Genomic DNA, 22,429 nt, shown 5'->3' with positions numbered 1-22,429 from the left:
ATTTACTCATTTTTTGCAAAAATCATAGCTTTACTCCAGTCGATCTGCACACAGACATGCGTTGCTTCGGCGGCAATATGCTGATCTGTCCGCACACGGAGGCGGACGTTCTGATCATCCAGATAGACAGTCAGCTCTTCCGTTTCGCCTAAATAGGTGCGGCTTTCGATGCGGCCGCACAATCCGTCTTGTGCTTTGGTCTGAGTAGAAATGACTTCTATATCTCTTGGGCGCAGATAGACGGCGACGTCTCCGGTTTGTCGCATATTATCTGGTAATGCCAATGCGCCGACAGGTGTCTGAACGGAAACATCATCTACCCTCCCATCGAGGGCGTTAAAATCGCAGAAGAAATCCGCAGCATAGCGCGTTGCAGGCTGGTTATGGAGTTCGCGGGCTGGACCGGCCTGAATGATCTTTCCAGAACGCATCAACACCACGCGGTCGCCAGTGGACAACGCCTCTTCAGCCTCGTGCGTCACAATAATGACTGGCGTACCCAATGCACGAAGCAAAGCAATAGTCTCGCTTCTGACACGCGCACGCAAACCGCGATCAAGATTGGAAAAAGGTTCATCCATCAGCAACAGATCAGGTTCGGGCGCCAGCGCTCTGATAAGAGCGACCCGCTGTTGCTCGCCACCCGAAAGCATATGCGGATAGCGATCCGCCATTGCTGCCAGACCAACCAGCGCAAGTAATTCATCAACTCGCGCTTTCGCCTCGTCCTTGCGCATCTTACGCAAACCGAACAGCACATTTTCCTTAACCGTCAGATGCGGAAAGAGCGCATAATCCTGAAACACAACGCCTATGTTGCGTTTTTCGGGCTCTACGAAGATAGAAGAACTGACAAGCATCTTACCACCCATGGTAAGCTGACCTTCGTCCGGCGCGTCGATCCCTGCAATAATCCGCAGGAGCGAGGTCTTGCCACAGCCGGAATGACCGACGAGACAGATGATCTCTCCCGGTTGAACATCAAGCGAAATATCATCAACGGCGCGCACAGTACCAAACTGGCGACTGATGCCTGAAAGTGTCAGCGCCGGAGCGGTATTTCTATCCAGCCTGGTGTTTTGCAGAGTGCGTGCGTCCATAGATGAGGCCGAGAGTCCTGTTATCATAGGATGGCATATAAATGCAGTTGAACGACTTTGCCAATAAAACCCGACCAAAGGTGTCAGGCATTTGCTAGAACATGCTGGAACGCGCAATAATTTGCTGCACTATCCAGTTGAAAAAGCTTGTAAATCGCGCAATGTTGCTCCGGTCTTAGTTCGATATTCGTATTGCAGGAGTCTGATGATGGGGCCGATCACCGACAAGGTGGCAACCGCCGAGCGTTTGCCGCAGGGAACAAAGGTCGCCGTCATCGGTGGCGGTGTGATCGGTGTATCGACAGCCCTTTTCCTGGCAGAGCGCGGGATACCTGTCGCTTTGTTTGAGAAAGGCGAAATTGCAGGCGAACAATCAAGTCGCAATTGGGGTTGGTGCCGCAGAACCGGACGCGACAGTCGAGAAATGCCACTGATTGTCGAGAGTATGCGCCTCTGGGAAGGTATGAATGGACGTACGGGCCGCGAAACCGGGTTTCGCGTGACGGGTATCGCTTATACCGCCGAGAAGGAAGAAGAAGTCGAGCGCTATTCGCAGTGGATTAAAATCGCCAGCCAACACGGTATCGAGACAGAACTCTTAAGCAGCAAGCAGGCCGCCAGCCTCGCTCCCGGCCTCAGGCGTCCGCTTAAAGGCGGTATGATTACCCCGCTTGATGGCCGTGCTGAACCACAGAAAGCAGTTCCGGCTTTTGCAGCCAAAGCGCAGGAACTGGGTGCCGTCATTCTGCAAAATTGTGCGGTGCGCGACATTGAGACAACCAATGGACGCGTTTCGGCAGTTCTGACCGAAAAAGGCCGCGTTGCCTGTGAGGCAATTGTGGTGGCAGGCGGGGCCTGGTCGCGATTGATCATATCGGACTTCAAGGCCCGCCTTCCGCAACTCAAAGTCAAATCATCGGTGTTTCGCACTGCCCCTATTGAGGCAAATGTGGACCCGGCAATTGCGTTTTCAGATTTCGCGCTGCGTAAGCGGCTTGATGGCGGCTACACGGTCGCTAGCCTTGGTGGATCGATTGCGGATATCGTGCCTGACAGTTTCCGTTTTTTCCGCGACTTCCTTCCATCGCTCTCCACCGAATGGAAATCATTGCGTTTCCGTTTTGGTGAGCGGTTCATCGAAGAAGCCTTCCAATGGAAGCTTCGGCCCGCAGATCAAGTTTCGGTCTTTGAAAAAATCCGCACACTTGATCCTGAACCGCACCGCGCTGCGAATGCGGCAGTATTGGCCAAACTCAAGGCTGCTATTCCATCCTTTGCATCAGCAACAATTGCTCAGGAATGGGCCGGCCTCATCGATACTATGCCGGATGTCATTCCAGTAATTTCACCCCTGCCCGATATTGATGGTCTTATCGTTGCAACAGGGTTTTCGGGACATGGTTTTGGCATCGGCCCCGGTGCCGGACGGCTGGTTGCAGATATGGTCAGCGGCGAAACGCCAGTGGTCGATCCGTCGCCGTTCCATATTTCGCGTTTCTCCGACGGTTCAAAAATCCGCATAGAGAATTGGGGTTAAAGCATTTCCAGTAAAAGTGCGAAGCATCTATGCAGGGAAATCAAATGAAGCTTTACTCAATTACGCCACAGGCGAAACGCGCACCGCCACCACCAAGTGGCTTGGGTTGGTCGGCATAGTTGTCTCCACCCATATGCACCATCAGTGCTCGACCTTTAATGTCGTCCAGTGATTTAAGGCGAGGTGCAACAACCGTTTCACTGACCTTACCGTCCGCATCAGCCTTCAACAGGGGTAAATCGCCCATATGACCATGACCTTCCGGACCCATATGGTGTTTCGAACCTTCCGGATCGTAATGGCCACCGGCTGCTTGCGCCGGAACCATTTTCCCATCCTGTTCCGCAGGCGCACAACTGCCCTTTTCATGAACATGGAAGCCATGTTCACCACCGGGCATTCCATTTAAATCCGCTTTGAATGAAAGGCCGTCAGTACCCTGGGACACTGTTACGGTTCCCATCTCCTTCCCCTGCCCGGTTTCCAGAGCCTCGTACATTTTAACGGTCACGTCTTGGGCAAAGGCTGGTGCTGCAATAAGTGCCATCGTTGAAGCTAGAACGAAAGATCGCATTATCTCCTCCTCTTATTTGGTTTGGTGATAAGCGGTAAACGCACAGCGAAGCGAATTGTTCGAAACTTATAAAACTGCGCGTCGTTTGTGAACGACGCGCAGAATACTTGTTGATCAGGCCGTTACGAATTGCGCCATCATGCCAACGTCTTCATGTTCCAACACGTGACAGTGGAACATGAACGGATGATTGCGCGTGGCTTCGCGATCAAAATGGACCAGAATTTCGGCCTTGCCATTGATCAAAGCCGTATCTTTCCAGCCTGATTGATGGACCGGCGGTGTCTCGCCATTCAGCGAAAGAATGCGGAACGACGCGCCGTGAATATGGAAAGGATGCGCCATTTCTTTGGTCGTCAACTCCCAGATTTCCCAGGATCCAAGCTTAACTTCGGCATCAATGCGGTTCATATCGAAAGGCTTTTCTGCGATCGCCATTTGAACGCCTGATGTGAGCGCCTGCAATGAAGGTCCGGCGTCGGTATTGCTCCGACCCGAATGCATGTCGTGATCGCTCATAGCTGGCATGTTATGTCCGGCATGTGGATCACTCGACATACCGCCCATCATAAGCTTCATGTTTTCGGCCATACGTTCATCGAAGAAATATGACCGCCTGCGCACCGAAAGCTTTTCGTCAGGCTTATCAGGACCATCAAGCTTGGTAGGCAAAGCTTTCACCGGACCGTCGATTTTGTCATCCACGATGAACTGCATCAAAGACAGGTCGTCACCACCGCTGTCATCGCTGGCCGTGAGCAGATCCAGAGCGCCTTTCGTTTTGGAAAAATCGACCAGAATTTCATAGCGCTCGCCCGGGCTGATCGTCAGGCGTTGGACTGTATCGAGCTTGCTTAAATAGCCTCCATCCGATCCGATGACGTGCAATGGCTGATCATCGCTGAGACGCACATGGAAATTGCGCGCATTGGCACCGTTCAGAATACGTAACCGCACAATGGATGGCGGAACTTGCGCTTGTGGGGCAATCACGCCGTTGACGATTAGCTTATCGCCGCGAAAGCCGTGCATCAGATCCATGATATCGGGCTGATAAACCTTGTCTCCGTCAACAACTCTGCGATCCTGCAAGACGAGCGGGATGTCATCAACTCCATAGCTCTCAGGCAGGCCACGTTCACTATCCTTGCCATCCGTAACAATCATCAGCCCGGCAATGCCCATATGCGCCTGTCGGGCGGTGTCGCCATGCAGGTGCGGATGGAACCAGTTAAACGAAGCAGGTTGATTGACGGTAACTTTCGGCTCCCAGCTTTTACCTGCTGCGATCACATTATGCGGCCCACCGTCCAGAATGGAGGGAACGAAAAGACCGTGCCAATGAAGGGTTGTGTCCTCATCCATACCATTCTCAACCGATAGCGTGACCGCCTCTCTGTTCTTCAGCCGGACAACCGGACCAAGATAAGTGCCGTTAATCCCTGCAGAAGCAGCATCGCTTCCTTCGATGAAGGAATGTCGCCCCTTTTGAACCTTCAGCTTCACAAGGCCTGCGGCATCGGGTTCTATTAGTGACGGGATCGGCAAAGCCTGTGTTTTTGTCTGTGCCTTGGCCACGCCATGCTGCATATGTTGCTGATGGGCGTCCTGCGCAAAGCCCTCAAAAGGCCGCACCACAGATAAGACAGCAGCACTTGCACCAAGCGTCAGCAGACGGCGGCGAGTCATACTCGTCATGATTATTCTCCAGATAAATCTCTATCAACGCGCACCAAACTCGAAATCGCTTTACGAATTTCGGGATGCACTCATTACCGCCGAGAAGTGGCAGCGTTTCGGAGGATCAGATCTGGTAAGATATTGGAGGACGTAACACGCCAAATGGATCGCTACTGTTTAATGTTGCAACGCGTGGGGGAAAGCCGAACTCCTGATCAGGCGTGAAAAGTGCAACATCCGAAGCGAGCTGTATGATGCCGCCGCAGCTCATCATTACACAAGCGGCGGACGCTTTCTTGCCATGGTCAGTCGGCGTAGAATGCCCGCCATCATGTTTGCCAACTTGCGCAGTCGTGTGACAATCGGTGAAAGCAATAGTCTGTGGCAAATCATGTGCCATGGCATAACAAAGCTGCGTTGAAACCAGAAACAGCAACGAGAATAGAGCAATCAACATACGGGAAGGCATTCGCAAAACAGAGTGCTTGCGAAAATTCATGCCAATAATGCCGTATCTGAAAGACTGTGCAGTCATCGTGATTCCAAGTTGCGGAAATCAGCTTAAGGCTGCCTTAAGGCAATTGAAAGGCCCTGGTTCTTTTCCTTGAAACTACGTAGTGCATTCATTTTGTTTCGAAAACAGCACAATCGAAATCAGAAAATTACGCGAAAGCCCTTTTAAGCTTGCGGTTTCGTATTTTGTGGCACTAAGAAGGCAGTATCTCGGGCTTTCCCCCAAAACGTACAGCCCACAAATATGGATATGAAACAATGACTGTCGCTCAAGCAGTTGTTCCGAAGAAAAATTCTGCGCGCCGCGTTCTGGCCGCGAGCATGATCGGCACAACAATCGAATTCTTTGACTTTTATATTTATGCCACCGCCGCGGTAATCGTATTTCCGCACCTCTTTTTCCCGGCAAGTGACGGCAACTCGGCACTGCTCCAGTCCTTAGCAACATTCGCAATTGCCTTCTTTGCACGCCCGATCGGCGGTGCGTTGTTCGGCCACTTCGGTGATAAGGTTGGCCGCAAGGCAACACTCGTCGCAGCACTGATGACCATGGGTATTTCCACAGTCGCAATCGGCTTCCTGCCAACCTATGAATCCATCGGCGTATGGGCGGCTCTCTTGCTTGCTCTCTGCCGTCTGGGTCAGGGTCTTGGCCTTGGTGGCGAATGGGGCGGTGCTGTTTTGCTCGCAACCGAAAACGCGCCGGAAGGCAAACGTACTTGGTACGGCATGTTTCCGCAGCTCGGCGCGCCTGTCGGCTTCATTCTCGCAACAGGTATTTTCCTTATCCTTGCTGAACTGCTGACCGAAGAACAGTTTATGTCGTTCGGCTGGCGTATTCCTTTCATCGCCAGTGCTCTTCTGGTTGGTGTTGGCCTCTTCATTCGTCTGAAGATTGCTGAAACACCAGAATTTCAGAAGGCAATCGACAAGGCTGAACGCGTTGAAGTTCCAGTCGCAACGCTTTTCAAGAAGTACAAGGCGAGCCTGTTCCTCGGCACCATCGGTGCTGTTGCAACCTTCGTTCTGTTCTATCTGATGACCGTGTTCTCGCTCGGTTGGGGTACGCGTGCGCTCGGCTATAGCCGTGAACAGTTCCTCATCCTGCAGATGGTTGGGGTGATCTTCTTCGGCCTCACCATCCCAATTGCAGCGCTACTTTCCGATAAGTACGGTATGCGTCCTGTGATGATCGTTGTCACGGTCCTGATCGGCCTCTATGGCTTCATCATGGCTCCGCTTTTCCTCAGCGGAACTGCCGGCGTTCTCGCGTTCCTCATTATCGGCTTTGGCCTGATGGGTCTGACTTATGGTCCAATTGGCGCAGCTCTTGCTGAACCATTCCCGACCTCGGTTCGCTATACCGGCGCTTCGCTTACCTTCAATCTGGCAGGTATTCTCGGCGCATCGGTTGCACCTTACATCGCAACTTGGCTCGCAACCCATTATAGCTTCGCCTATGTCGGCTATTACATGACTGCTGCGGCTGTCATTTCGTTGATTGGCTTTGCATTCATTTCGTTCAAGCGCGGCGAATAAACCTCGCTACTGCCAATAAAAAGCCCGCGAGGAGCGATCCACGCGGGCTTTTGTTTTATGTAGGTTCGACTGAACCTTATTCGGTGTCAGCAGCTTCCAGAGCAATAGCAACCGACTGGATGATCGACGCGAACCGTGCAGCAGTCTGGATCACTTCGGTTGTCACATTTGCTTTGCGCAAGACGTCTTCATGCGCATCGATGCACATCCCACAGCCATTGATTGCTGAAACAGCGAGCGACCACAGTTCAAAATCGACTTTGTCCACGCCTGGATTGCCGATAACGTTCATGCGCAGCTTGGCTGGCATGGTGCGGTAATCCTTGTTGGTGGCAAGATGCACGAAGCGATAATAGACATTGTTCATGCCCATGATCGATGCAGCCGACTTTGCAGCCTGCACAACACTCGCATCAACCTTACCAGCTGCTTCAGCAACCAGCGCCTTGCGCACATCCGCATTGCGCGAAGCAATACCGCAGGCAATGAACAGGCCGTATTTCTGCTGTGGCGTCAGCGTTTCGTCGCTCGCCATGGAAGAAAGGTTGAGACGAACATCCTTGGCAAAATCCGGGATTTTTGACTTCAGATCATCAATGGACATGGAACCCTCATTATTTGTCATTTTGTGTATTAGATAAACAAAAGGCGGGCCTGAACCCGCCTTGTCTCAGATCATTTTGGCCGTTTAAGCAGCCTTGAGCGTTTCGCCACCGACTTCGCGGTTGCATGGGCAAAGCTCATCAGTCTGCAGAGCGTCGAGAACGCGCAGCGTGTCTTTAGGAGCGCGGCCAACATTGAGGTTGGTTGCGTAAACGTGCTGGATGGTGTTATCCGGATCGACAACGAAGGTATAGCGGTAAGCAACGCCATCCGGCGAACGAACGCCGAGGCCGTCAACCAGCGAACCGTTGGTGTCAGCAAACGACCAGATTGGCAGCTTGTCGAGGTCCTTGTGATCGCGACGCCATGCGAGCTTCACGAATTCGTTGTCGGTCGAACCACCGAGAACAACTGCGTCACGGTCTTCGAAATCCGAAGCCAGACGTGCGAATTCAGCGATTTCGGTTGGGCAGACGAAAGTGAAGTCCTTAGGGTAGAAGAAGATGACCTTCCACTTGCCTTCGAAGCTTGCTTCGGTAACTTCTTCAAAAGCCGAAACGCCGTTTTCTTCGTGGAAGTTGAAGCCAGGCTTAACGCCAGTTACTTTGAAAGAAGGAAGCTTGTCACCGATACCGAGCATCTCATACCTGCCTGTAAATTCGTTGTTATGCAGAAAATTCAGAAGTTTCAGAACTAACTGCTTGCGAGTCATATATAGGCACTCTAAATCAATCGGTCAAAGCGATTAAAACGATCCAATCCATCGATTTTAACGATGGGGATAAGTTTCAGACTGAAGACCATGCTCAATATCAGTGTTCGTCAACTCCACTATTTTATAGCCCTTGTCAAAGCGGGCTCTTTCTCGCGTGCAGCCGAGGCAGTTGGTGTCACTCAATCCACCTTAAGCGCGGCCATTCAGACGCTCGAAGCCGAGATTGGCGTTACCCTGATTGATCGCACAGGGCGGCGAATGCAATTGCTGCCTGCCGGAGAAGATTTCCTCAACCGTGCACGCGAGATTGTGGCCTCCATTGAAGAATTGCCGGAACATGCAAAGCAGGCCGAACGCCCGCTGACGACGCGTCTTCGACTGGGTGTTATCCCCTCTATTGCCCCTTTCCTGCTGCCAAAGGTACTGCCCACGACTGCGCAGGCATTCCCCGAGCTGCAATTAAGCGTTCGCGAAGGTCTGACCCGCACTCTCCTCGACAGCCTTCGTTCTGGAACGCTAGATGTGGCGCTGGTCGCTCATCCCTATGATCTCGATGACTTTGAGGTCGCAGAGATTGGCAAGGACCCGTTTTTTCTGGCCGTGCGCAGAGACCACGCCCTTGCGAATCGCGATAGAATTGATGCCAACGACTTGCAGGATCAGCCGTTTCTCTTGCTTGAAACCGGTCACTGTCTGCGGGAACATGTGATGGCAGCTATCGGTTCGAAGCCCGCACATGCTGCTGGTGATGTTCATGCAACAAGCATCATGACGCTGGTCCAGCTGGTAGAATTCGGCATGGGAGTAACGCTGTTGCCGGAGGTCGCAATCAAGGCAGGTGTCACACGCGGCAGTGAAATCAGTATTGTCCCTTACGAAGGACAGAATAATTTCCGCTCCCTCGCCTTAGCATGGCGCGCCAATGCGGCCCGGCGCAATGAATACCAGCTATTTGCCAACCATCTGCGAAATCACTGCATGAAGAAGTAAATTACAGAATGCCCCAGGCGCGAAACCGTCCGCGCCCGGTTATCTCCCGCAGATTGAGATCGGAAATCAGCTTCAGCGCGCCCTGCTGCGTAACCTCCAGTTCTTTCTCAACCATCTGGCTTGAAACCAGTGGGCTGCGCATCATCATATCCACAAGTTGCGGCAACCGCGAATTGGAACGACGGCCCTTAAGCTTGCGTTGCATCTGTTCACGCGCAAGCATTAAACGGTCATGTTCTTTCATGCTCAGTTCGGCAGCTTCTTCTATCGCCGCCAAAAACGTCTTAAGCCGCGCCAATCGGTTGGTTGAACGCCGTTCATCAGGCCTTTTTGTGCGAAGACCGATATTGAGCGCGGGCAAATGATTGGCAGCAATGCCCGACTGGCGCAAATATGCGGCAGCAAGTAGCCGGCCGATCCAGTTTGATCGCTGCACGACTTCGAGTGAATACCATGCGTCATGCATCAGTGCGGCGCGTAAAAGTGGCGGGAAGTGAGCCGTTCTGGCAAAAAGATCGCGCCACTCCTGCAGGCGGGCATCGCTATCCCAATCGTCGTCGTAAAGAAGCGAATCCGCGTCAACTGGCTGTAGTTTGGGTTGCTCTTTGACGATGCCTTTCAGCAGAGCATCGGTACGCGCCAGCAAGGCATCTACATCATCGAGAAGAGGATCGCTCTCATCGTCTTCCCGTTGACTATAGTCACGCCCTTCTTCGCTGCGAACGTCAATATTCCGTCCGAGAACCTGCTGCATACCTGCAGGACTCAACGCCCAACCCGGTGCTCGGCCAAAAATCTGACGTCTCAAACGCAACACGGAATGCGCAATCGTCAGCGCGTGGCTCGGTGTGCGCGTGTCCATGAGCGCATCATGCAGCACGAGATCTTCGAGATGCACCAGTTCACCCTCAAGCCACATGGATGCAACGGCATCATGCATATGCATGCGCTCAAGTATTCCATCGCGGATCGGAGATCGTGCAAGCCGCTCGTCAAGTCTAGTCAGTGCAGCCGTGGCATTCGCCACCGGCACAAAAAACTCTTCGAGCGGCAGCTTGTCGATTTCATAAGCCATGTCCCGCATATCGCAGTCGATCGCAGAGAAAGGCAAATGAAAATGAATGCTTAAGCCAGAACTTCCGCAACTTTCACGGTTCGACCTTCTTTGACAGAAAGAAGAGCTGCTTCCGCAAGCGCCAAAGCCTGCAAACCGTCTTCAGCCGAAGGCGTCGGCGCCTTGCCACTATCAATAGCATCGATGAAAGCTGCAATTTCGGCAGCATACGCATCCGTATAGCGCGTCATGAAGAAATCATGCAGCGGTGGGCGTGTATAGCCATCCTTCGATGCTATTTCAATGGAAACAGGGCGCTGGTTTTCAGCCGAGACAGCGCCTTCCGAACCATGCACTTCAATGCGCTGGTCATAACCATATGATGCACGGCGCGAATTAGAAATCACGCACTGACGTCCAGACGCGGTGGTCAGGATGAAGCTGGCACTGTCGAAGTCGCCGAGTTCACCGATCTTTGGGTCCACCAGAACCGAAGCAGACGCAGACACCGCTGCAATTTCTTCGCCGAGCAGAAAACGCGCCATGTCAAAATCATGGATGGTCATGTCGCGGAAGATGCCGCCCGATACCTTGATATATTCCGCAGGCGGAGCACCCGGATCGCGGCTGGTGATTGTCACCATTTCGACCTTGCCGATACGGCCATCATTGATTGCCTTGCGGACAGCGGCAAAATGCGGATCAAAACGGCGATTAAAACCAAGCATGACCTTGCCGCCAGTTTCCTTGATGACGCCGAGGCAAGTCCGCACGCGCTCGATATTGAGATCAATCGGCTTTTCGCAGAAAACAGCCTTACCGGCGCGCGAAAAACGTTCAATCAGATCAGCATGTGTGTTGGTTGGTGTGCAGATCAGCACAGCGTCCACATCCGTCGACTTTTCAATCTCGTCGATTGTACGAACTTCCGCACCAGCCGCATCGGCAATTGCACGCGCTGCGTCCTGATTGGCATCAGCCACCGCAATCAGTTGAGCCCTCTTGTCGGAAGCGATTGCGCCCGCATGTACTTTTCCGATACGACCAGCGCCAAGCAGAGCAAGACGTGTAACCATTGCCTTCATCCTCCCAAAACGGCCAACGACGATTGACCGACAAAACAGATTCTCTATTCCGTTCTGCGCATTTCCTGATTATGTCACGGATGCAAAGCGCAATGGAATATTTATTCTATTTTGCTAGATTGTGATATATGGGATGTCAAGAGAACGTTTCTGAAAGGATGGCAATGGACACCGAACAAGCTGTTGCAGCACAAGCCGATACTTCCGCCAGTGTGCCAGCCCCGACGAATGTCAAAGAATTTGAAGCGAGACTGCTCGAAGTGGCAGACCGATTGCCAAAACGTCTCAAACAATGCGCCGATTTTGTTGCTGCCAATCAGGACCGCATCGCTGTCTCGACGGTCGCGGAAATGGCAGAAGGTGCAGGCGTTCAAAGTTCGGCCTTCATGCGCTTTTGTCAGATATTGGGCTTTTCCGGCTTTTCGGAAATGCAGAAACTTTTTCGCGACTCCTATGCTGGCGGTTGGCCCGATTATTCCACGCGCCTTGAGCATTTACGCGAAACAGCGGCGGGCAGCGCCCCTGCCTTGTTGGCCGAATTCGCAGAAGCCGGACGCACATCGCTTGAAGGCCTTCTGAAGGCGATTGAACCCGACGCGCTTGAAAAGGCCGTCAAACTGCTGGCGAATGCCGAAACCATCCATATTATTGGTGTTCGTCGCGCATTTCCGGTTGCGAGCTATCTGGCCTATGCGCTTGAAAAGATGCAGGTTCCGGCAATGCTTCACAGTACCGTTGGCAAGCTGGAAAACCAACACGCTATCCGCAAAGGCGATGTGCTGCTCGCGATTTCGTTCTCGCCCTACTCGCCAGAAACCATTGCCATGGCAGAAAACGCGAGTGAACGAGGCATAGACGTCGTTGCGATAACAGACACAATTGTCAGCCCAATGAGTAAATTTGCCAACCAGTCGCTACTTGTCTCTGAAGTTGATTTCGGTGCTTTCCGTTCTCTTTCCGCAACGCTGTGCCTTGCCATTACGCTTGCTGTCGCTGTCGGCACAGAGCAGCAGTCTTAATATTTAATCGGCATTCTATTTTTCGGTTGAAATGGAATAATAAATCCATTTTAATCAGAAATAGAATGGCTACTGCGTGTCGTGAGTCCCAGGCAGCCTTTCCGGGCTACCGCATCGGCCCGAAAATCGATTCAGATTTTTGGATAGCACGATGCGTAGATCAAAAGAGTTAGAGCGTCCTTTGTGCGTCCTTTCTGACGTGCGGCGCTCTGATAAAAGCATGCGCCGAGGGAGGACTTTAATGAAGCGGCTGGATTTGATTACGATTGGCCGATCTTCGGTAGATCTTTACGGTGCACAGGTTGGCGGCCTTCTCGAAGACATGTCATCCTTCAACAAATATGTCGGCGGCTCTCCTACCAATATTGCGACTGGCACTGCGCGACTGGGCCTTAAATCGGCACTCATTACCCGCGTGGGTGATGAACATATGGGGCGCTTTCTGTTGCGCGAACTCGCACGTGAAGGCGTAGATACACGCGGCATCGTCACCGATCCACAGCGCCTGACAGCACTTGTCATTCTCGGTATTCGCGATCAGGAACATTTCCCGCTGATCTTCTACCGCGAAAACTGCGCTGACATGGCGCTTTGCGAAGACGATATCGATCCCGATTTCATCGCCGAGGCTGGTTGTGTGTTAGCTACCGGCACACATCTATCGCATCCGCGCACCGAAGCGGCTGTCATCAAGGCACTCAAGCTTGCCCGCGAAAATAATAGCCGTACCGTGCTTGATATCGATTATCGCCCCAACCTCTGGGGACTCTCCGGGCATGGCGATGGTGAAAACCGCTTTATCGAGTCCGCTTCTGTCACCACCAAACTGCAATCGACGCTGCATCTCTTTGATCTCATTGTCGGCACCGAAGAAGAATTTCACATTGCAGGCGGCTCTACCGATACGCTGGAAGCATTGAAAGCCGTCCGCAAAGTGACGCAGGCAGCGCTTGTCTGCAAACGCGGCTCACTCGGCGCTGTCGTCTTTGACGGCGAAATTCCCGACAATCTCGACAAGGGACAATCTGGACAGGGCTTTCCGATCGAAGTGTTCAACGTGCTTGGCGCAGGTGACGGCTTCATGTCTGGCCTGTTGCGCGGTTGGCTCAAGGGTGAAGATTGGCCAACCAGCCTGAAGTTCGCCAATGCATGCGGTGCCTTTGCAGTGTCGCGTCATGGCTGCACACCTGCTTATCCAAGCTGGGAAGAGCTGCAATATTTCTTCAAGACCGGCATTCGCGACAAGGCGCTGCGCAAAGATCTGGCGCTTGAACAGGTACACTGGTCCACAAATCGTAATCGTGAATGGCCGCATATGCGCGTCTTCGCTTTTGACCACCGTATTCAGCTTGAAGAAATGGCACAGGAAACCGGCGCCACCGATGAAAAAATTGGTGAATTCAAGGAATTATGCCTGAATGCTGCATTAGAGGTTTCAGGCGGAGAAAATGGCTATGGCATTCTTTGCGATGGTCGTCTTGGACGCGATGCGCTTTACCGTGCTGCTGGCACTGGCCTGTGGATCGGACGCCCAACAGAGTGGCCCAGCTCACGCCCTTTGGAGCTTGAGCCTGAACTCGGCCCCGATTGCGGTGGCCTTGTTGAATGGCCCGTCGAAAACGTCGTGAAGGTTCTATGCTTCTATCACCCTGATGACAGCGCCGACGTAAAGGCACAACAGGAAGCCACCGTGAAGCGACTTTTCACGGCTGCTCGCCGCAACCGTCTCGAGTTTCTACTGGAAATCATTCCGTCCAAGGTCGCACCCATTGATGACTTGAGCACTGCCACGGTCATTGAACGCTTTTATGAAATCGGTGTTTATCCAGACTGGTGGAAGCTCGAACCGCTGAAGACAAAGGAAGCCTGGAGCAACGCTTGCGACGCAATCACTCGCAACGACCCTTATACGCGCGGCATTGTGGTTCTGGGACTTGATGCTCCTGCCAGAGAACTTGAAGCAAGCCTTAAAGTCGCGGCAGGCTTTGATCTCGTTAAAGGTTTCGCCATCGGTCGCACCATTCTGGGTGACGTTGCCCGCCAATGGCTCGCAGGCAAGATGAGTGACGCCGACGCGGTTGCTGAAATGGCAAAACGTTATCGCGGTTTCTGCGATCTTTGGGATAGGCTGCGACAGAAATAAGCGCATCTCTGGCACAGGTGGAGGCCTGTCTTCTGAGTTTGCGAGAATGCGGATTTCCGCCGGGAGGAAAGATGAAGACCGTTCGACTGACAGCCGCACAGGCGCTTGTGCGCTATATTGCCAACCAGATGACCCCGGAGGGTGAACCTTTCATCGCTGGTGTCTGGGCTATTTTCGGCCATGGCAATGTGGCAGGGCTTGGCGAAGCGCTGCATGGTATCCGCGATAAGCTCGTTACATGGCGCGGCCATAATGAACAAACTATGGCGCACGCAGCCATTGCCTATACCAAGCAGCTAGGCCGCAAACGCGCCTGCGCCGTAACATCGTCCATCGGTCCCGGTGCAACCAATATGGTGACGGCAGCAGCTCTCGCTCACGTCAATCGCCTGCCGGTTTTGTTTATTCCCGGCGATGTTTTCGCCAATCGCGGCCCTGATCCGGTTCTACAGCAGATCGAGGATTTCAACGACGGCACCATGACCGTCAATGACTGTTTCCGCCCAGTGAGCCGCTATTTTGATCGCATCACCCGTCCAGAACAGCTTCTGACCGCCCTGCCGCGTGCCTTCCGCACAATGACCGATCCTGCCGATTGCGGGCCTGTAACGCTGTCTTTCTGTCAGGACGTGCAGGCAGAAGCCTTTGACTGGCCGGAAGAGTTCTTCGCGCCAAAGGTTTGGCATTGGCGACGACCGCCAGCCGATGAACACGAGCTGGCAACGGCAATTGCCGCAATCAAAGCTGCCAAGACCCCGGTTATCGTTGCAGGCGGTGGCGTACATTATTCAGGCGCCCATGAAGCGCTGAAAAGCTTTGCCGAAACCCACAATATTCCGGTTATCGAAACACAGGCAGGCAAATCAGCTCTGCCGTGGGATCATACGCTCAATTTCGGGCCGGTCGGCGTTACCGGTGCAGACAGTGCAAACGCAATTGCAGCAAGCGCCGATCTGGTCATTGGGGTGGGAACACGCTTTCAGGATTTCACCACCGGCTCTTGGGCATTGTTCAAACATCCGGGCCGAAAGCTGCTCTCGGTCAATGTTCAGCCATATGATAGCCACAAGAATGCCGCAATTTCGCTCGTTGCAGACGCAAAAATTGCGCTTATAACGCTCTCTAATGGCCTTAAAGACTATAAACGCAGCACTCTCGACAACACGCTCAAAGCGCATTGGTTTGAAGCAGCGGATCGCTTCACTGCTGCTCCCGGTGATGCCAATCAGCTTCCCACCGACATGCAGGTGATCGGCGCAGTTCAGCGCCAATCAAAAGAAAACACCGTCGTCATGTGCGCGGCTGGCACCATGCCGGGTGAATTGCACCAGCTCTGGAAAGCCGGACGCCCCATGTCATATCACATGGAATATGGCTTTTCCTGCATGGGCTATGAGATCGCGGGCGGCCTTGGCATCAAGATGGCTGAACCGGACCGCGACGTGATCGTGATGATAGGCGATGGCTCTTACATGATGGCCAATTCCGAGCTTGCCACCTCAGTGACGATGGGCATCAAAATCACCGTCGTCCTCACCGATAATCGCGGCTATGGCTGCATCAACCGGTTGCAGATGGCAACGGGCGGCGCTGAATTTAACAACCTCCTCGACCACACAACCCATGTGAACCCATCCAATATCGACTTCGCAGCCCATGCGAATGCGATGGGTGCGGATAGCAAAAAGGTTGGCTCAGTCCGCGAGCTCGAAGATGCACTTGCCGAGGCTCGCAACAGTCCGCGCACGACCGTGATCGTCATCGATACCGATCCTTATCCAACGCCTGAAACTGGCGGCTGGTGGTGGGATGTGGCAGTGCCAGAAGTATCGGAACGCAAAGAAGTGCGTGCCGCACGCGAAAACTATGAAGCCCAGATCAAAGAAAGAAACTGACCGATGATCCTCTATGGCACCAACCCGATTGCCTGGTCGAACGATGATGATCGCAGCCTCGGCGCGCATATAAGCCTTGATCAATGCCTAGACGAGGCTTCAAGAATCGGCTTTGACGGAATAGAAAAAGGTCATAAATTTCCGCAGGTAGCACGCGAACTTAAAGCAGTACTCGAACCACGCAATCTGCACTTTGTATCTGGCTGGCATTCACTCAATCTGTTGACCAGTCCGGTCGAAGACGAGAAGGCTGCTATGCAGCCAGCGCTTGATCTTCTGAAGGCAATGGGCTGCAAAGTCATCATTGTTTGCGAAACGTCGAACGCCATTCACGGCGATGACGATAAGCCGCTTTCTGAGCGTCCCGTTCTGGAAGAAGCCCGCTGGGAGGCTTTTGGCGCAGGCGTTGAAGCACTAGCCGAATATGCCTCAGCACAAGGTATCGCACTCGTCTACCATCATCACATGGGCACGATTGTTCAAAGCGAAGACGAGATCGATCTTCTCATGAAGCATACCGGGCCTCACACCAAGCTACTGCTCGACACAGGCCATTGCCTGTTTGGCGGCGGCAATCCGGAACGCGTTGCGAAGAACCATATGGGCCGCGTTCGTCACATCCATGCGAAGAATGTGCGCCCGGCGATTGCGACGGAAGTACGCGATCAAAGCCTGTCTTTCCTCGAAGGTGTGCGTCGCGGTGTTTTCACTGTTCCAGGTGATCATGAAGGCGGTGTCGACTTTGTGCCGGTGCTCAAGGTTGCTGCTAAACATGGATATCAGGGCTGGCTGGTCATCGAAGCGGAGCAGGACCCGGATGTCCGCAATCCATTTGAATATCAGTCGCTGGGGCTGAAGTCTTTGAAGGCGTTCGCGCACGAAGCAGGACTCGATAAAGGAGACTGAGCAATGGCCAATCTGTTACGCAAACCCAATGGCACGCATGGCAAGGTGCACGACATCACGCCGGAAAGCGCCAATTGGGGTTATGTCGGCTTTGGCCTCTATCGTCTGAAAGCTGGTGAAACCGCAACGGAGAAAACCGGTGACCGAGAAGTCATTCTGGTTCTGGTCGAGGGCAAAGCAAAGCTCAAAGCCTCCGGTGAGGATTTCGGTGAAATGGGCGAGCGGATGAGCGTGTTTGAGAAACTCGCCCCGCATTGCCTCTATGTGCCAGCTGAGAGCGATTGGGATGCCGTTGCGACAACGGATTGCGTGCTTGCTGTTTGCACAGCACCTGGTAAACCGGGCCGCAAGGCACAAAAAATCGGACCGGAAGGCCTGACATTCGATACGCGTGGACAAGGTGCCAACACCCGCAACATCTTCAACATTGCCATGGAAGGCCGCGATGTCGCCGACAGCCTCTTGGTGACGGAAGTTTTCACACCACAGGGCAACTGGTCATCCTACCCGCCGCACCGGCATGATGAAGATAATTTCCCTGATATGACCTATCTGGAAGAAACCTATTATCATCGCCTAAACCCATCGCAGGGCTATGGTATTCAGCGGGTCTTTACCGAAGATGGCAGTCTCGATGAAACCATGGCCGTTTCTGACGGCGATGTCGTTCTCGTGCCAAAGGGGCATCACCCATGCGGTGCGCCCTATGGTTATGAGATGTATTATCTCAACGTCATGGCCGGACCTATCCGCAAATGGCGATTTAAAAACCATCCTGATCACGACTGGATTTATAAGCGCGATAATCCATCAACATAAAAAGAAAGCCCCGGATTTCCGGGGCTTTTTTCTTACAGTTTTGCCACTTTCTTCAAATCATCCACCGCGCCGGGTGCCGCAACGAAAACGTGACTACCTTTGGTGAGCTTTTCGCCTTCCGTTGGAAATGGATGCGCATAGCCGCCCGCTTCCTTGACGAGGCAGAAACCGGCCATGCAATCCCAAGCGTGCATGTAAGGCTCATAATAGCCAACCAGACGACCGGCCGCGACATAAGCAATCATAAGCGCGCCTGAGCCGTTGCGGATGAATGTGCCACCCGCTTCAAGCAGGTCTTCTACAATTTTTGCAACCACTTGCGGCGTGACATAATTATTCGCGCCGATGCCTGTCACCGAGTTGCGAATGTTGCGGGACGGGTCAAGTGTCAGTTTCTTGCCATTAAGCGTTGCACCCTGCCCCTTAGCCGATGCGTAAAGCTCATCAAAACAAGGTGCCTGAATAACACCGATGATTGGCTCGCCATCCTTGAGAACCGCAATGGAAACACACCAGTTCGGCATTCCATTGACGAACGGGCTGGTGCCATCGATCGGATCGACCACCCATGTAAAGCCTGAGCTACCTGCATTCAGCCCATATTCTTCACCCAGAAAGCCATCGTCGCTGAAAGCTGCCGAAACGCGCTCGTTAATCAGCTGCTCGACATTGCGGTCAGCAATGGACACCACATCCTGCGGATCGCGCTTGATTTCAATCACAAGCGTCTCGCGGCGATTGAAGTAATCGAGTGCCAGCGCACCAGCCTCGCGCGCAATGTCTTGCGCAAGCTTAAACCGTGCTTCAAGCTCTTTTGAAATGTCTGATGTCATGCTTGGTTTCCAGTCAGAGGGAATAAAGGCGCATGGTTCATGCGCTCAATTGTTGATGATGGCAAGGCCGCGTGGCTTGAAATGGATAGCCACATCCGTTTGTGGCGGAAGCGCTTCTTCAACAGCCGGATCGACAATGAAAAGCTTGCCGTGTTCAGTCTCGATTTCATATTCGATATGATCACCGAGATAGGCGGAATGGGCCACGCGGCCCGGAAAATCTCCACCAGCTTTTGCTTGCAGGCTCACCGCATTTGGGCGAACCGCCAGCTGTGCTGGTCCTAGCCTTGCATGTGATGATGCAAGGCGATGACTGAGCTTCCCAATACGAATGACAGCTTCTCCATTTTCTGCGCTGACAACTTCACAGGGAACGACATTTGCCTCACCCATGAAGTCTGCAATGAAGGCAGAGGCGGGAGACTCATATAGATCGCGCGGGCTGCCTTGCTGCGCTATATCGCCGTCTTTCATGACAATAATTGTATCGGACACAGCCAAAGCTTCGTCCTGATCGTGGGTGACATAAACTGCTGTAAAACCAAGCCTTTGCTGTAGTTCTCTGATTTCGGTCCTCACGCGACGACGCAGCCGCGCATCGAGATTGGAAAGCGGTTCATCAAGCAGCAGCACCTGCGGCTCCAGCACAAGAGCACGCGCAACTGCAACACGCTGCTGCTGCCCGCCGGAGAGTTCCGCCGGAAGGCGATGTCCCATACCGGCAAGGCCAACAAGCTTCAGCCCTTCCTCCGCCCGCTCACGCGCTTCCTTCTTCTTTAATCCAGAAGATTCAAGCCCATAAGCAACGTTATCGAGCGAACTCATATGCGGAAACAGCGCATAGGATTGAAACACCATCGATACATCGCGCTCGTTGGCGGGAAGCATTGTCACATCCTTGTCGCCGATCAGAATGCGGCCTGAGGTTGGATGTTCAAGGCCCGCCAGCAGACGCAGGGTCGTGGTCTTCCCGCAACCGGATGGGCCGAGCAACGTAACCAATGTGCCGGGTTCAACGGTGAGCGAAAGATCAGGCAGAGCGGTGAAATTACCGAACTTCTTCGTCACGTTTTGAAAGGTAACGGAGCCGGGACGGATCGTGGTCATACGGCTTTCTCCTGTTGAACGGTTTTGATCGGCGTGAGCGTTGCGACGCGATTTTCGCGCCGCAGCCTGCGTTCGCCGACAAGAAGCTGGAAGGTGACGATCACAACCACCATGACGAGGATGAGTGCCGAAGAATAGGCGATCGCCACACCGAACTCGCCATTTTCGACAAGGCCTACGATGTAAGAGGTCGCCATGTTGTATTCCGCCGAAACAAGGAAGATCACGGCGCTGATTGATGTGATGGCACGCACGAAGGAATAGACGAGCGCTGCTGTGATCGCAGGTCGCAGAAGCGGCAGGATCACCTTGCGGATGGTGCGGAAACTACCTGCCCGCAGGGTAAGCGAAGCTTCATCAAGGCTCTTGTCCAGCTGGCTCATCGCAGCAATCCCGCCACGCACGCCAACGGGCATATTGCGGAACACGAAACAGGCAATCAGGATCAGTGCTGTGCCCGTCATTTCAAGCGGCGGCAGATTGAAAGCCATGATGTAACTGACACCAATGACCGTTCCTGGAATGGCGAAGCTCAACATTAGTGCGAACTCAAACACACTGCGCCCAAAAAACCGCTGTCGCACGATCAGATAAGCAGTGAGCAGCCCAACCGCCGCGGTGAGCGGTGCGGAGATAAGCGATATCTCCATCGTGGTCCAGAAGGAGTTCCACGCAACGCCCGTCCAGGCAAAGCCGCTATCGGTCCACGCAACCGAGAAAGCACGGCGATAATGATCAAAGGTCAGTGAATTATCGAGGCCCCATGTACGTACAAAGCCACCAATAAGGATCATCAGGTAAACAACGACCGTGAAGATCATCCATGGAATAACAAGAGCATAAACGCCGATCTTGAGTCCATTTGGTAGCGCGGCATGTATGCCGGAATCACCCTTGCCGGTGACGGTCGCAAAGTTTTTGCCCGATAGCCACAAACGCTGGATAAGAAACGCGGACAGTGTGAAGCAGAGCAGAACGATCGCGAGAACCGCAGCGCGCGACGGATCGTTTTGCGCGCCCACAACGGCAAAGAATATCTCGGTCGAAAGCACACCATGACTGCCACCCAGCACCATCGGGTTACCGAAATCCGCCATGCTTTCGATAAAAGCAATCAGGAATGCATTGGCAAGACCCGGCGCCATAAGCGGCAGCGACACACGATTAAACGTTCGCCAGCGATCAGCACGCAGAGTTTGCGATGCTTCTTCCATTGAAGGAGAAACGCCCTCAACAACGCCGATCAAAACCAGAAAGGTAATGGGCGTGAACGAAAGCACCTGTGCGATCCAGATACCCGTAAGGCCATAAAGCCAGCGGCCCGGTTCAACGCCAAAGAAGTAGGAAATCTGTTCAGTTACCACACCAGCGCGACCGAACAGCAATGTGAGCGCCAGACCAATGACAAATGGTGGCGTGATGATCGGCAGCACAGTGAGAATACGCAGGCCCTTCTTAAACGGAAAACCCGTACGCGTTGCAACAAGCGCAAACGAAAGCCCAAGCACTGTGGAACCAGTGGCGGTCATCAGTGCCAGCCACAACGTGCGCCATGCAACGCCGCAGCGCCCGTCGCCAATCACACAGGCAAGGCTCCAGATCGAGGAATCCTGAATGTTGCCGATGAAACCATCGGGATTAAAAGAGCCATCAAAGTCCTGAACCGAACCTGCAAACATGCTGATGATCGGATAGAATACAAAGACGCTGACAAGGGCTACCAGCAACGTGATGGAAGAGACAACAAAAGCATCACCTTTCATCACCCCACGTTCAGCAAGAGCGAACGAAAAAATCAAAAGAAAGCATAGGCCTGTCAGAACAGCACCCGCACCGAACGCTGGTTGCCCGTCTGCAAGCTGCCCGAAGAATGTTTCGCTTAAGGCCCAGTTCCAGCCGGTAAAGCCGATTGCCAGCCCCTGCAGCGCGAGGAATCCAGCGCCCAAAAGGCTCGCACCGATCAGAACAGAGGTGCGTTTTTCCGGAGACATCGCAAAACGTGCAAACCCACATATGAGCATAAGCACCGCGACTACAGCGAGCCAAGGTCGACCGTAAGCGAATATTTGCAAAATGCCCGGAGCGTTTTCGGCTTGACTGAAAAACCCGTCAAGCCAGCTGAAACGGAAGAAGCCTTGCTCGATGCGGTACCAGGGCAAGATAAGAAACGCTATCAAAGCCAGCGCCAGAACCACATCAAGCCGTCGATTGTGTTGTTTCATATTCTATCCGCTTTTCTGCTCATTTTTTGCTCATGGCCTGCAAAGTGGACGCAATTATCCGTCTCCCGCCTGATGAAGGCGGGAGGGTTCGTCAC

19 protein-coding genes are annotated in these 22,429 nt (G+C 53.3%); 8 read left to right on the top strand and 11 right to left on the bottom strand.

The features are described 5' to 3' along the window. Nucleotides 1–2: 2 nt before the first annotated feature. On the bottom strand, nucleotides 3–1,100 hold the full coding sequence (locus tag OIV19_RS03895) for an ABC transporter ATP-binding protein (RefSeq protein ID WP_264230739.1): 1,098 nt from the start codon (nucleotides 1,098–1,100) through the stop codon (nucleotides 3–5). Between the two features lie 208 nt (nucleotides 1,101–1,308). Between OIV19_RS03895 and OIV19_RS03890 the strand changes: the two genes are divergently transcribed. Further along, nucleotides 1,309–2,637, top strand: a complete 1,329-nt coding sequence (locus tag OIV19_RS03890) for an NAD(P)/FAD-dependent oxidoreductase (protein ID WP_264230963.1) — start codon at nucleotides 1,309–1,311, stop codon at nucleotides 2,635–2,637. Between the two features lie 52 nt (nucleotides 2,638–2,689). On the opposite strand, the gene sodC is transcribed toward OIV19_RS03890, so the two are convergent. From sodC to OIV19_RS03875, 3 genes are all read right to left on the bottom strand, one after another. Continuing rightward, nucleotides 2,690–3,211 (bottom strand): superoxide dismutase [Cu-Zn] SodC, encoded by a 522-nt coding sequence (gene sodC / locus OIV19_RS03885; protein WP_264230738.1) that lies wholly within the window; start codon nucleotides 3,209–3,211, stop codon nucleotides 2,690–2,692. 114 nt (nucleotides 3,212–3,325) lie between these two features. Beyond that, entirely contained in the window at nucleotides 3,326–4,909 is a 1,584-nt protein-coding gene (gene cueO / locus OIV19_RS03880) for a multicopper oxidase CueO (RefSeq protein ID WP_264230737.1), read from the bottom strand. A gap of 106 nt (nucleotides 4,910–5,015) precedes the next feature. After that, on the bottom strand, nucleotides 5,016–5,426 hold the full coding sequence (locus OIV19_RS03875; RefSeq protein WP_235901766.1) for a hypothetical protein: 411 nt from the start codon (nucleotides 5,424–5,426) through the stop codon (nucleotides 5,016–5,018). 236 nt (nucleotides 5,427–5,662) lie between these two features. Here OIV19_RS03875 and OIV19_RS03870 point away from each other — a divergent pair, with 236 nt between their 5' ends. Then, entirely contained in the window at nucleotides 5,663–6,943 is a 1,281-nt protein-coding gene (locus OIV19_RS03870) for an MFS transporter (RefSeq protein ID WP_151092094.1), read from the top strand. 76 nt (nucleotides 6,944–7,019) lie between these two features. Here OIV19_RS03870 and ahpD read toward each other — a convergent pair whose 3' ends face one another. After that, nucleotides 7,020–7,547: an alkylhydroperoxidase, AhpD family gene (gene ahpD, locus OIV19_RS03865; RefSeq protein ID WP_095444295.1), complete on the bottom strand. Its 528-nt coding sequence runs from the start codon at nucleotides 7,545–7,547 to the stop codon at nucleotides 7,020–7,022. Between the two features lie 84 nt (nucleotides 7,548–7,631). Next, nucleotides 7,632–8,186 carry a peroxiredoxin gene (locus OIV19_RS03860; RefSeq protein ID WP_024896329.1) on the bottom strand — a complete coding sequence of 185 codons (555 nt, stop codon included), beginning with the start codon at nucleotides 8,184–8,186 and terminating at the stop codon, nucleotides 7,632–7,634. Between the two features lie 162 nt (nucleotides 8,187–8,348). On the opposite strand from OIV19_RS03860, the gene OIV19_RS03855 reads away from it, so the two are divergent. Beyond that, complete coding sequence (locus tag OIV19_RS03855) at nucleotides 8,349–9,251, top strand: hydrogen peroxide-inducible genes activator (protein ID WP_151092363.1); 903 nt, start codon at nucleotides 8,349–8,351, stop codon at nucleotides 9,249–9,251. 1 nt (nucleotide 9,252) lies between these two features. Here the strand turns inward: OIV19_RS03855 and OIV19_RS03850 are convergent, their stop codons facing one another. Both OIV19_RS03850 and iolG read right to left on the bottom strand, forming a co-directional pair. Then, nucleotides 9,253–10,326, bottom strand: a complete 1,074-nt coding sequence (locus OIV19_RS03850; RefSeq protein WP_264230736.1) for an RHE_PE00001 family protein — start codon at nucleotides 10,324–10,326, stop codon at nucleotides 9,253–9,255. Nucleotides 10,327–10,376: 50 nt separating this feature from the next. Further along, nucleotides 10,377–11,381, bottom strand: coding sequence for an inositol 2-dehydrogenase (iolG, locus tag OIV19_RS03845; RefSeq protein ID WP_264230735.1), 1,005 nt, complete (start codon nucleotides 11,379–11,381; stop codon nucleotides 10,377–10,379). A gap of 173 nt (nucleotides 11,382–11,554) precedes the next feature. Between iolG and OIV19_RS03840 the strand changes: the two genes are divergently transcribed. The 5 genes from OIV19_RS03840 to iolB all read left to right on the top strand — a co-directional run bounded on the left by OIV19_RS03840 (nucleotide 11,555) and on the right by iolB (nucleotide 18,172). Then, nucleotides 11,555–12,409 (top strand): MurR/RpiR family transcriptional regulator, encoded by an 855-nt coding sequence (locus OIV19_RS03840; protein WP_264230734.1) that lies wholly within the window; start codon nucleotides 11,555–11,557, stop codon nucleotides 12,407–12,409. A 241-nt stretch (nucleotides 12,410–12,650) separates the two neighbouring features. Further along, nucleotides 12,651–14,552, top strand: coding sequence for a bifunctional 5-dehydro-2-deoxygluconokinase/5-dehydro-2-deoxyphosphogluconate aldolase (locus tag OIV19_RS03835; protein WP_264230733.1), 1,902 nt, complete (start codon nucleotides 12,651–12,653; stop codon nucleotides 14,550–14,552). Nucleotides 14,553–14,623: 71 nt separating this feature from the next. Then, a complete protein-coding gene (gene iolD, locus OIV19_RS03830) occupies nucleotides 14,624–16,447 on the top strand; it encodes a 3D-(3,5/4)-trihydroxycyclohexane-1,2-dione acylhydrolase (decyclizing) (RefSeq protein ID WP_151092084.1) in 1,824 nt (607 codons plus the stop codon). 3 nt (nucleotides 16,448–16,450) lie between these two features. Continuing rightward, nucleotides 16,451–17,353, top strand: coding sequence for a myo-inosose-2 dehydratase (iolE, locus tag OIV19_RS03825; protein ID WP_264230732.1), 903 nt, complete (start codon nucleotides 16,451–16,453; stop codon nucleotides 17,351–17,353). Between the two features lie 3 nt (nucleotides 17,354–17,356). Continuing rightward, complete coding sequence (gene iolB / locus OIV19_RS03820) at nucleotides 17,357–18,172, top strand: 5-deoxy-glucuronate isomerase (RefSeq protein WP_264230731.1); 816 nt, start codon at nucleotides 17,357–17,359, stop codon at nucleotides 18,170–18,172. A 32-nt stretch (nucleotides 18,173–18,204) separates the two neighbouring features. On the opposite strand, the gene OIV19_RS03815 is transcribed toward iolB, so the two are convergent. The 3 genes from OIV19_RS03815 to OIV19_RS03805 are packed head-to-tail and all read right to left on the bottom strand — an operon-like array spanning nucleotide 18,205 to nucleotide 22,334. Next, nucleotides 18,205–19,005: an inositol monophosphatase family protein gene (locus tag OIV19_RS03815; RefSeq protein WP_264230730.1), complete on the bottom strand. Its 801-nt coding sequence runs from the start codon at nucleotides 19,003–19,005 to the stop codon at nucleotides 18,205–18,207. Nucleotides 19,006–19,050: 45 nt separating this feature from the next. After that, nucleotides 19,051–20,112, bottom strand: coding sequence for an ABC transporter ATP-binding protein (locus tag OIV19_RS03810; RefSeq protein WP_264230729.1), 1,062 nt, complete (start codon nucleotides 20,110–20,112; stop codon nucleotides 19,051–19,053). Further along, nucleotides 20,109–22,334, bottom strand: coding sequence for an ABC transporter permease (locus tag OIV19_RS03805; RefSeq protein ID WP_151092072.1), 2,226 nt, complete (start codon nucleotides 22,332–22,334; stop codon nucleotides 20,109–20,111). Before OIV19_RS03805 ends, OIV19_RS03810 begins: the two co-directional genes overlap by 4 nt. Nucleotides 22,335–22,429: the final 95 nt, after the last annotated feature.

It is taken from the genome of Brucella sp. HL-2, assembly GCF_025846885.2.
Taxonomy (GTDB): Bacteria; Pseudomonadota; Alphaproteobacteria; order Rhizobiales; family Rhizobiaceae; genus Brucella; species Brucella quorumnocens.
The sequence above is the reverse complement of the archived record's forward strand: the minus strand, read 5'-3'. Positions and strand labels throughout refer to the sequence as shown.

Bases quoted from the DNA above. Each gene is read 5' to 3' on its own strand.
- sodC (WP_264230738.1), bottom strand. From the start codon at position 3,211: ATGCGATCTTTCGTTCTAGCTTCAACGATGGCACTTATTGCAGCACCA.
- iolB (WP_264230731.1), top strand. From the start codon at position 17,357: ATGGCCAATCTGTTACGCAAACCCAATGGCACGCATGGCAAGGTGCAC.
- cueO (WP_264230737.1), bottom strand. From the start codon at position 4,909: ATGACGAGTATGACTCGCCGCCGTCTGCTGACGCTTGGTGCAAGTGCT.
- iolE (WP_264230732.1), top strand. From the start codon at position 16,451: ATGATCCTCTATGGCACCAACCCGATTGCCTGGTCGAACGATGATGAT.
- OIV19_RS03895 (WP_264230739.1), bottom strand. From the start codon at position 1,100: ATGGACGCACGCACTCTGCAAAACACCAGGCTGGATAGAAATACCGCT.
- iolG (WP_264230735.1), bottom strand. From the start codon at position 11,381: ATGGTTACACGTCTTGCTCTGCTTGGCGCTGGTCGTATCGGAAAAGTA.
- ahpD (WP_095444295.1), bottom strand. From the start codon at position 7,547: ATGTCCATTGATGATCTGAAGTCAAAAATCCCGGATTTTGCCAAGGAT.
- OIV19_RS03875 (WP_235901766.1), bottom strand. From the start codon at position 5,426: ATGACTGCACAGTCTTTCAGATACGGCATTATTGGCATGAATTTTCGC.
- OIV19_RS03805 (WP_151092072.1), bottom strand. From the start codon at position 22,334: ATGAAACAACACAATCGACGGCTTGATGTGGTTCTGGCGCTGGCTTTG.
- OIV19_RS03855 (WP_151092363.1), top strand. From the start codon at position 8,349: ATGCTCAATATCAGTGTTCGTCAACTCCACTATTTTATAGCCCTTGTC.
- OIV19_RS03840 (WP_264230734.1), top strand. From the start codon at position 11,555: ATGGACACCGAACAAGCTGTTGCAGCACAAGCCGATACTTCCGCCAGT.
- iolD (WP_151092084.1), top strand. From the start codon at position 14,624: ATGAAGACCGTTCGACTGACAGCCGCACAGGCGCTTGTGCGCTATATT.
- OIV19_RS03860 (WP_024896329.1), bottom strand. From the start codon at position 8,186: ATGCTCGGTATCGGTGACAAGCTTCCTTCTTTCAAAGTAACTGGCGTT.
- OIV19_RS03815 (WP_264230730.1), bottom strand. From the start codon at position 19,005: ATGACATCAGACATTTCAAAAGAGCTTGAAGCACGGTTTAAGCTTGCG.
- OIV19_RS03870 (WP_151092094.1), top strand. From the start codon at position 5,663: ATGACTGTCGCTCAAGCAGTTGTTCCGAAGAAAAATTCTGCGCGCCGC.
- OIV19_RS03835 (WP_264230733.1), top strand. From the start codon at position 12,651: ATGAAGCGGCTGGATTTGATTACGATTGGCCGATCTTCGGTAGATCTT.
- OIV19_RS03850 (WP_264230736.1), bottom strand. From the start codon at position 10,326: ATGGCTTATGAAATCGACAAGCTGCCGCTCGAAGAGTTTTTTGTGCCG.
- OIV19_RS03810 (WP_264230729.1), bottom strand. From the start codon at position 20,112: ATGACCACGATCCGTCCCGGCTCCGTTACCTTTCAAAACGTGACGAAG.
- OIV19_RS03890 (WP_264230963.1), top strand. From the start codon at position 1,309: ATGGGGCCGATCACCGACAAGGTGGCAACCGCCGAGCGTTTGCCGCAG.